Origin of the sequence: Legionella tunisiensis (assembly GCF_000308315.1) — a bacterium.
Classification (GTDB): domain Bacteria; phylum Pseudomonadota; class Gammaproteobacteria; order Legionellales; family Legionellaceae; genus Tatlockia; species Tatlockia tunisiensis.
On record NZ_CALJ01000183.1, the window covers coordinates 1 to 7,504 of the forward strand.

Genomic DNA, 7,504 nt, shown 5'->3' on the forward strand with positions numbered 1-7,504 from the left:
ATGCTATACGAAGTTATTACGATTGTTAAAGTGAATGATCGAGGTCCATTCCACAGTGATCGAGTTATTGATCTTTCCTATGCCGCTGCCATAAAATTGGGCTTATTACCTAAAGGGACTGCGCCTGTTGAAATAGAAGCCCTGAATACTGGCAAACATGTTGCTCGTTATTATGTGCAGGCTGGTGCTTTTAACTCAGAAAAATTAGCTAATTTACTGCAAAATAAATTAGCAAAATTAACACCATCACCTGTTGTTATTGAGAAACATGCGAATCGTTTTGTGGTTAAAGTTGGTCCTTTTGCTAATAAACGCATGACATCTAATTTAAAAATAAGCTGGTTGCCAATGGCGTGCATGGCTCTTTCGCCTTATTACAATAAAATGGCAAAAAGGCATTTAAATTTAGGGCCTGTTGACATTTCTACTATCTAGGCCGAAAAGCTAGCGAAATGTCAATAAACCTAATCATCGGCTGAATCAATGATAACTCGAGTGCCCTTCATCCCGCCGCCTGGTAACTCAACAAATTCCTCATTCAACCAACGAGCATCCTCGGTAAACATCCTTATACAGCCATGACTTGCTCGGTATCCAGGTACTGTCTCACTTCCGTGCAGAGCGTATCCACGAAAAAATGCATACAAAAAGGCATTTCGGCACCTCCATTGTTGCCATCTGCACGTCTAGGAAAGGCGGTAGAAATACAGTCAATATCTTGTTTACGAATAATTCGGTAAGAGCCAGAGGGCGTTGAACAACCGCCTATGACGCCAGAGCATTTGCCTTCACCTGATGAAATCGGTCCCCACCATAATAACTCACCATCTTCATCATAAGCTCCCCAAGCTAATTTTTTTGACTGATATAGATGGTTTTTTCCCCATCGGGCTCTATATAACGGGGGAAGGGGGAAACATCATAGATAGTTAGTCGATCGATGTTTCTAGGAATTGCTATAATCATGCCCGATCGTAAAGCAATGTTCATTCGATTAACACGGCGTACAATGTCTTTCTCTTCGTTATTAGGAAACAAGCTATTCCAGCTTTGACCATTCTTTATTTTGATACAGAAATAATCAGGCTCCTTACACAAGGTTTCCCCGTACCGTGTTTGAGACCAGGCTGTTGAAACGAGAGTGGCTAGTAGTATTGTTGTTATCTTTTTAATCAGCCGTTTCATAGTGAGCCCAATTTTTTAACTGGTATCTAATTTAACGGCATAAAGAAAAAACTTTACAAATTGTTTGTTAAATTATTATTAACTTTGTTAGGAATAGTATCTTTGATGTAAGTTACGCACTTTCTAATTTAATCGCTTGCCAGGCTTCATGTATATCTGTGAGTAACGCATTGGCCTGGATAAGTAGTTCAATATTATTATCCAAGTTTGCTTTTAGTAGAATGCGTTGAATATATTCATAAAGTTTATCCAGATTTTCAGCAATTTCGCCACCGTTTTCATGATCAAGGCTTACACGAAGACCTTCGATTATGCTTATGGTTTTTCCAATGTGCTCGCCTTTTTCGCTGATTTGCTTGCGTTGTATGTTCCCTTGAGCTGTGGCTATATGTGAACGTGCGCCTTGTAATAGTAAGTGAATTAGTTCGTGGGGATTCGCTGTTTCCACACGGGTTTGTAATTCAATTGATTTGTATTGTTCAAGGGCTTGTTGATAAGGATTCTTCATTGCATTTACCTCCTATTCACAGTCAATTGTGGTAAGTTGGCTAATTGTTGTGTTAGAAAATCACTAGTGCTTTGCATTTTAACCAATAATGCGTCAAGAGCAGTGAATTGTTTGGTATAACGGTTGGAAAGCGCTGTTGCTTTAATTGCGAGTTGATTACGCTGATCACCGAGATCGTCCAAACGATCGTTTAACCGCTCAGTTCGGGTAGAGAGAGCCCCTGAATCACCTAGGTAATCAGTTAGTAAATGATTAAATTTTACTGCTAGACCATCTGTTATTTCGATTTCTCCTCTGGCACCGATACTGCCAGCTGAAATCTCAAGATTTAATCCCTGGAAATCATTAGTACCTTTCAGTGTTAAACCATCACTTGAAGTGGCATTCGCTCCACCAATGGTGCCAGATAAGGCAGTTCCTGGTGTAAACGTAGTAAGTACTAGGTTATAGCGCCCAGTTTTAACATCATTTCCTACGGATTTGATGTGGACATTTGGATCAGTGGCAGTTGCTGTTTTAGCAAAAAGGGTGGCAACAGCATCGTAATTATCTGTTACAGCAGCATTAAATTTATCGCTGTTCATTTCAAGCAATCCCTGCTTGTTGGTTTTGATACCAATATCAGCTAGAGTAAGTATTGTGCTGCCAGTTTTTGCTAAAGGGTCTCCAAGTATTTTGGTTAAGTTCAATTTTAAAGTGCGAATTCCTGAATCAGCCTGTAAGGTACCCCCTTTTTTAGTTTCGGCATTATAACCTGTCAGTGCATTTATTGTGGTCATTGTGTCATTGTATTGTTTAATAAATTCATTAACTAAGGTAGTCAATTGAGAGTCATTATTGCTTATTTTTAAATCAACAAGAGTACCTGGCTGCGCTTTCTTAAGATCGATGGTGACACCTTCAATCACATCTGTCAGTTGATTAGTGCTTTGTGTTAATAACAAACCATTAACGAGTACCTCGCTATCTTTCGCGGCGACTGTTTGAGTGAGGGAATTATTACCGATTGTTGGATCATAGGCGAGAGCAGATAAGCCTATTGCGTCGTTATTAGTTCCGTCGTTATCAACGACTGAAATTCGCATTGCTAACGCTTCGCCAGTGTCAGGGCTGGTCAAGCTTAGTCGGGAGCCTGAACTGTCTTTTACAATATTCGCTTGCACACTTCCACTGCTGTTATTAATAGCATCTCTGATAGCCGATAGGGTATTTTGTCCCGGGGCAATATTGATAGTAACTGATTGTTTATCTGGGTTTGCAGTAAAGACAGTATCACCACTGCTGTATGTGCCGAAATCGATAGTGATACTGCCGCTACCAACGACCGTAGAGGAGTCTGAAAAAGCTGTGGAAGCAAGACTTTGTTTTGATGCCAAGGTTTGTACTTCAATTTGGTACTGACCTGCTGAGGCATCATTATTAACGCTGGCAGAGAGAATGTTTGTGTCACTTACAGAACTTTTTAAGGCATAAAACTGATCGATATTAGATAGTTTTATCATAGACGTTTGTAGATTAGACAAAGCACTTTTAATTTGGCCTAAAGCGGATAGCTGCGTAGCATAGCTAGCCTCTTGTTTATCAAGTCTGTTTTTTGCAGGAGTAATATCTGCTTGCACCAAGGCTTCAACAATCGCTTTAACGTCTAGTCCAGAGCCTACTCCTGATGATGTTAAACTAGCCACGATTAATTCCTTCTCTTAAAATTAAGCGTTTATCAATTGATTTAAAAATCTAATTTTCTTAGCAAAATAAGTACCAACTAATTCTAAACTTTTTATCGATGGTTCCTCTAATCATCCTATCAATCATTGATAATAGCTGTAAGTATTCATCAGGAGGCATCTTACGAATAATTTCGTCTGACAGTTTGTCAGTGACGATTGTTTGTAGCAGTCCTGTTGCTTCATCAATAGCGGATTTAGTTTCGATAGAGGTTATTGTAAAATTAGACATACCCACATTGGATTCTATTTTATTGCTTTGCTCTTTATTCGTTGTTTCAAATGAGAGCGTATTCATTTTACTTAGTGATTCAACATTCATGACAGCCTCCATGCCCTGTTGCAGATAATCAAGGGCAATCAAACAAGCATCATGCAGGAAACCCTGCATGATGCTTTAAACATTATCCTAACAATTGCAACACTGATTGTGGCAAGCTATTGGCCTGGGCCAGCATCGCTGTACCAGCTTGTTGCAATATTTGTCCCTTAGTCAGGTTTGCTGTTTCTGCGGCAAAGTCCGCATCCTGAATCCGGCTTCGTGCAGCAGTGAGACTTTCTGTTACGTTTTGTAAGTTAGCAATGGTTGATTCAAAGCGGTTTTGCAACGCACCCATTGCGGCACGGTTAGAGCTAACAGAAGTAAGTGCTGAATCCAAACGGCGGATAGCTAATTGTGCACCTGATACAGTACTGACATCAATGGTATCAATACCATTAGAATCTCTGGCAATTGAAGAGGCTAGACCAACCGTGGCTACTGTACCACCAATGGTCAATGTTTCTGCTGCACTAATGGTCAGTGTACCGCGTAAGGTACCATCGAAGGCTCCACCCGTAACAGTCAAACCATCGGTACCTGCAACAAAACCAGTACCGCTCTCTGTCACATCGATATTACGGCCATCGCTTGCAGTTAGGGTCATATCGCCACCATTAAGGCTGGCAGTTACCCCTGTTTGACTGCTTACAGAGTTAATTGCGTCCCTAAGAGCGGTATTGCTGAGTGCAGTAGCAACGTCTTCGTTAGTGAAGATTGCAACACCATTAATGCTCAGGTTATAGGTATCTGCTGCGGTACCACCAATCGGACCAATGGTTTGAGTTCCAGTTGTTACGGCACTGACACTCAGACCTGCAATCCCGGCGTCATTAATCGCTGCTGCTTTTGCATAAGCGGAGGTGGCATCTTGTTGCGCATTTCCGGTAAATCCAGCACTAGAACTGATGGTAGTTGCTGCACCAGAACCCACAGCAATCGTAATATCGGTTGCTGCTACTGCAGATACTTCCGTACCGGTTTGTTGTGCTATCCCCCCCATAGACGAGGCTTTAATACTTCCAATAGCGAAATTAATCGTTTGGTTAGCATTAGCACCTACTTGGAAACTGGCACTGGAGAACGAGCCATCGAGAATACGTTGGCCGTTAAATTCAGTATTTAATGCAATTCTATCTAACTCACTTTGTAACTGTACAATCTCTTCCTGTATGGCTTGACGGTCGCCAGAGTTATTGGTTGAGTTAGCGGATTGTAGAGAAAGTTCACGCATACGTTGCAGAATGTTAGTGGTTTCCTGCATCGCACCCTCTGCAGTTTGCGATAAAGAAATACCATCATTAGCATTACGGATCGCCTGGGTCATACCGCGTACTTGAGCGGTCATACGTTCAGTAATAGCAAGACCTGCCGCATCATCCTTTTGCACTGTTAATGCGTAGACCAGATGACAAGCGCTGAATGGCCGTTTGCATCGTTTTTGTGAACTATTTAAATTACGTTGCGCATTAAGCGACATTACGTTGGTGTTAATCACTTGAGCCATGACTAAATCTCCTCGACCTGAATCCCTGTAGGGGGATTTCCCATTTATATCGATAAATTCTTATTTTTTAAATTTATCGAACCCAATTACCTTATCGGAAAAAGAGAAATAAACTTTAGCTTTTAGTAGTATTTTTCACTAAAAAAATCCAATTAAAAGCAGAAGCATTTCTATTATCATACATGTTGTTTATTTATTATAATTTTTGAAATTAAATGATAAATTAAGACTAAAAAATAACCTTTTTAATAAGAAGAGGTTGTTGGTAACAATTAGTCGTGCAAGCATCAATTTCAGGTTATAATAGCCGGATTAAGATTAATGGATTCCTATATGAGTTGGTTAAAAAATTATTGCCTTCAAAAATTAGAACTGAAACGTCACAAAAAAGAGTTCCTGAAGGACTTTGGGTAAAGTGTTTAGGTTGCAGTTCAGTTCTTTATCGTACCGAATTATTAAAAAATTTATCCGTATGCCCCAATTGCAATCATCATCATCGCTTGTCTGCCAGAGAGCGCTTAGCGCAATTTTTGGATGAGGCAGGTCAAGAAGAAATTGCGGAAGATTTAGAGCCAATAGATCGCTTGAAATTTAAAGATTCTAAAAAATACAAGGACCGAATCAGTCAGGCACAAAAAGCGACAGGAGAAAAAGAAGCTTTAATTGTCATGAAGGGTGCTTTGATGCGTCAACCTGTCATTGTCAGTGCTTTTGAATTTAATTTTATGGGTGGCTCTATGGGGGCAACCGTTGGTGAAAAATTTGTCAGGGCTGTTAATGCAGCAGCAGCTGAAAAAAGAGCTTACATTTGTTTCACTGCAAGTGGCGGTGCGCGGATGCAGGAAGGTCTATTTTCATTAATGCAAATGGCTAAAACTTCGGCTGCACTTGCTAGATTTTCAGAGACTAGATTGCCTTTTATTGTTGTATTGACGGATCCTACTATGGGCGGTGTTTCAGCTAGTTTTGCGAGTCTTGGTGATATTATTATTGCTGAACCAAACGCATTGATTGGTTTTGCGGGGCCACGTGTTATAGAGCAAACAGTGCGGCAAACTTTGCCTGAAGGGTTTCAACGCAGTGAGTTTTTGCTTGAGCATGGCCATATTGACATGATTGTTGAACGAAAAGCTTTAAGGAGCACCGTGGCTGAACTTGTAGCAAAGCTATCTCGCCGAGATGTAAGCAATATCTTTGATGAAGCCGTATAACCATTTTTAATGTTGCTGAGTGGTTAGCTTATCTTGAAAATCGCCACCACCAGGAGATTCAACTAGGCTTATCCCGAATCCGGCAAGTAGCTGGGCATTTGGATTTGTTAAATCCAAATACAAAAATTATTACAGTTGCCGGAACAAATGGTAAAGGTTCAACGGTAGCTTCACTCGAAGCAATCTATTGGGCAGCTGGTTATCAAGTTGCCAGTTATTCCTCGCCACATCTATTGGCATTTAATGAACGAATTAAAATTAATCGGCAGCCGATCAGTGCGCAGCAACTGTGTGATGCATTTTGTGTCATTGAAGAAGCCAGAAGTGCGATTAATGTCCATCTAACCTATTTTGAGGTTGCGACTTTAGCGGCTTTATGGCATTTCAAACAACATTGTCTTGACTTGATTATTCTGGAAGTAGGGCTGGGCGGTCGTTTGGATGCTACAAATATTATCGATGCAGATTTAGCTATTATTACAACGATTGATTTTGATCATCAAACTTTTTTAGGCAATACGAAAGAGGCTATTGGCTTCGAAAAAGCTGGTATTTTAAGAGCAAATAAACCATTGATCTTTGCTGATAACAATCCGCCGAAAAGCATTTTAAAACAAGCTCATGCGCATAATACTCCTTTGTATTTATATGGTCGGGAATATAATTATCTGCTTCGTGCAAATGGCTTGCAGTTTGTGACGTCAGAACAAATAATTGATCTACCTCAGCCACAATTGCATTGTAATGCCGTTGCAGCTGCAATAATGGCTTCAATTTGTTTGCAAACGCTGTTACCTGTCCAGTACTCTCAATTAATGCAGGGAATTAAAAGTGCTTCTTTGATGGGACGGTTGCAATTTGTAAAGGGAAGGTAGAGACCCTATTTGATGTAGCGCATAACCCGCAAGCAGTCAACAATCTGGCAAAATTTATTAAAGAATTGTCAGCGGGGAGAACGGTACATGCTGTTTTTTCAGTTTTAAAAGATAAAGATATTATTGGGCTGATTGCCCCTTTAATCGAATGTGTTGATCATTGGTATCCTAGCTT

General features: G+C 40.4%; 7 protein-coding genes and 2 pseudogenes. 4 read left to right on the plus strand and 5 right to left on the minus strand.

What is annotated here, in order from left to right:
- On the plus strand, positions 1-435 hold a 435-nt coding region (locus BN58_RS36115; protein WP_019216888.1), incomplete at its 5' end, for an RlpA-like double-psi beta-barrel domain-containing protein.
- Positions 436-464: 29 nt separating this feature from the next.
- On the opposite strand, the pseudogene BN58_RS24425 reads toward BN58_RS36115, so the two are convergent.
- The 5 genes and pseudogenes from BN58_RS24425 to BN58_RS24430 all read right to left on the minus strand — a co-directional run bounded on the left by BN58_RS24425 (position 465) and on the right by BN58_RS24430 (position 5,243).
- Positions 465-1,185: pseudogene (locus BN58_RS24425) on the minus strand (L,D-transpeptidase).
- A gap of 112 nt (positions 1,186-1,297) precedes the next feature.
- Complete coding sequence (gene fliS, locus BN58_RS11075) at positions 1,298-1,693, minus strand: flagellar export chaperone FliS (RefSeq protein ID WP_019216889.1); 396 nt, start codon at positions 1,691-1,693, stop codon at positions 1,298-1,300.
- Positions 1,694-1,698: 5 nt separating this feature from the next.
- Positions 1,699-3,378 (minus strand): flagellar filament capping protein FliD, encoded by a 1,680-nt coding sequence (gene fliD, locus BN58_RS11080; RefSeq protein ID WP_019216890.1) that lies wholly within the window; start codon positions 3,376-3,378, stop codon positions 1,699-1,701.
- Between the two features lie 58 nt (positions 3,379-3,436).
- Positions 3,437-3,808, minus strand: coding sequence for a flagellar protein FlaG (locus tag BN58_RS11085; protein ID WP_019216891.1), 372 nt, complete (start codon positions 3,806-3,808; stop codon positions 3,437-3,439).
- 13 nt (positions 3,809-3,821) lie between these two features.
- The gene (locus BN58_RS24430) at positions 3,822-5,243 is read right to left on the minus strand and encodes a flagellin N-terminal helical domain-containing protein (RefSeq protein WP_198009875.1); all 1,422 of its coding nucleotides are present in this window, start codon (positions 5,241-5,243) and stop codon (positions 3,822-3,824) included.
- A 338-nt stretch (positions 5,244-5,581) separates the two neighbouring features.
- Between BN58_RS24430 and accD the strand changes: the two genes are divergently transcribed.
- From accD to BN58_RS37795, 3 genes and pseudogenes are all read left to right on the plus strand, one after another.
- A complete protein-coding gene (accD, locus tag BN58_RS11095; RefSeq protein ID WP_019216892.1) occupies positions 5,582-6,454 on the plus strand; it encodes an acetyl-CoA carboxylase, carboxyltransferase subunit beta in 873 nt (290 codons plus the stop codon).
- A gap of 77 nt (positions 6,455-6,531) precedes the next feature.
- Entirely contained in the window at positions 6,532-7,329 is a 798-nt protein-coding gene (locus BN58_RS24435; protein ID WP_269570245.1) for a bifunctional folylpolyglutamate synthase/dihydrofolate synthase, read from the plus strand.
- 44 nt (positions 7,330-7,373) lie between these two features.
- Positions 7,374-7,504 (plus strand): annotated as a pseudogene (locus BN58_RS37795) (bifunctional tetrahydrofolate synthase/dihydrofolate synthase); the annotation flags it as partial.

Bases quoted from the DNA above. Each gene is read 5' to 3' on its own strand.
- fliS (WP_019216889.1), bottom strand. From the start codon at position 1,693: ATGAAGAATCCTTATCAACAAGCCCTTGAACAATACAAATCAATTGAA.
- BN58_RS11085 (WP_019216891.1), bottom strand. From the start codon at position 3,808: ATGCAGGGTTTCCTGCATGATGCTTGTTTGATTGCCCTTGATTATCTG.
- BN58_RS24430 (WP_198009875.1), bottom strand. From the start codon at position 5,243: ATGGCTCAAGTGATTAACACCAACGTAATGTCGCTTAATGCGCAACGT.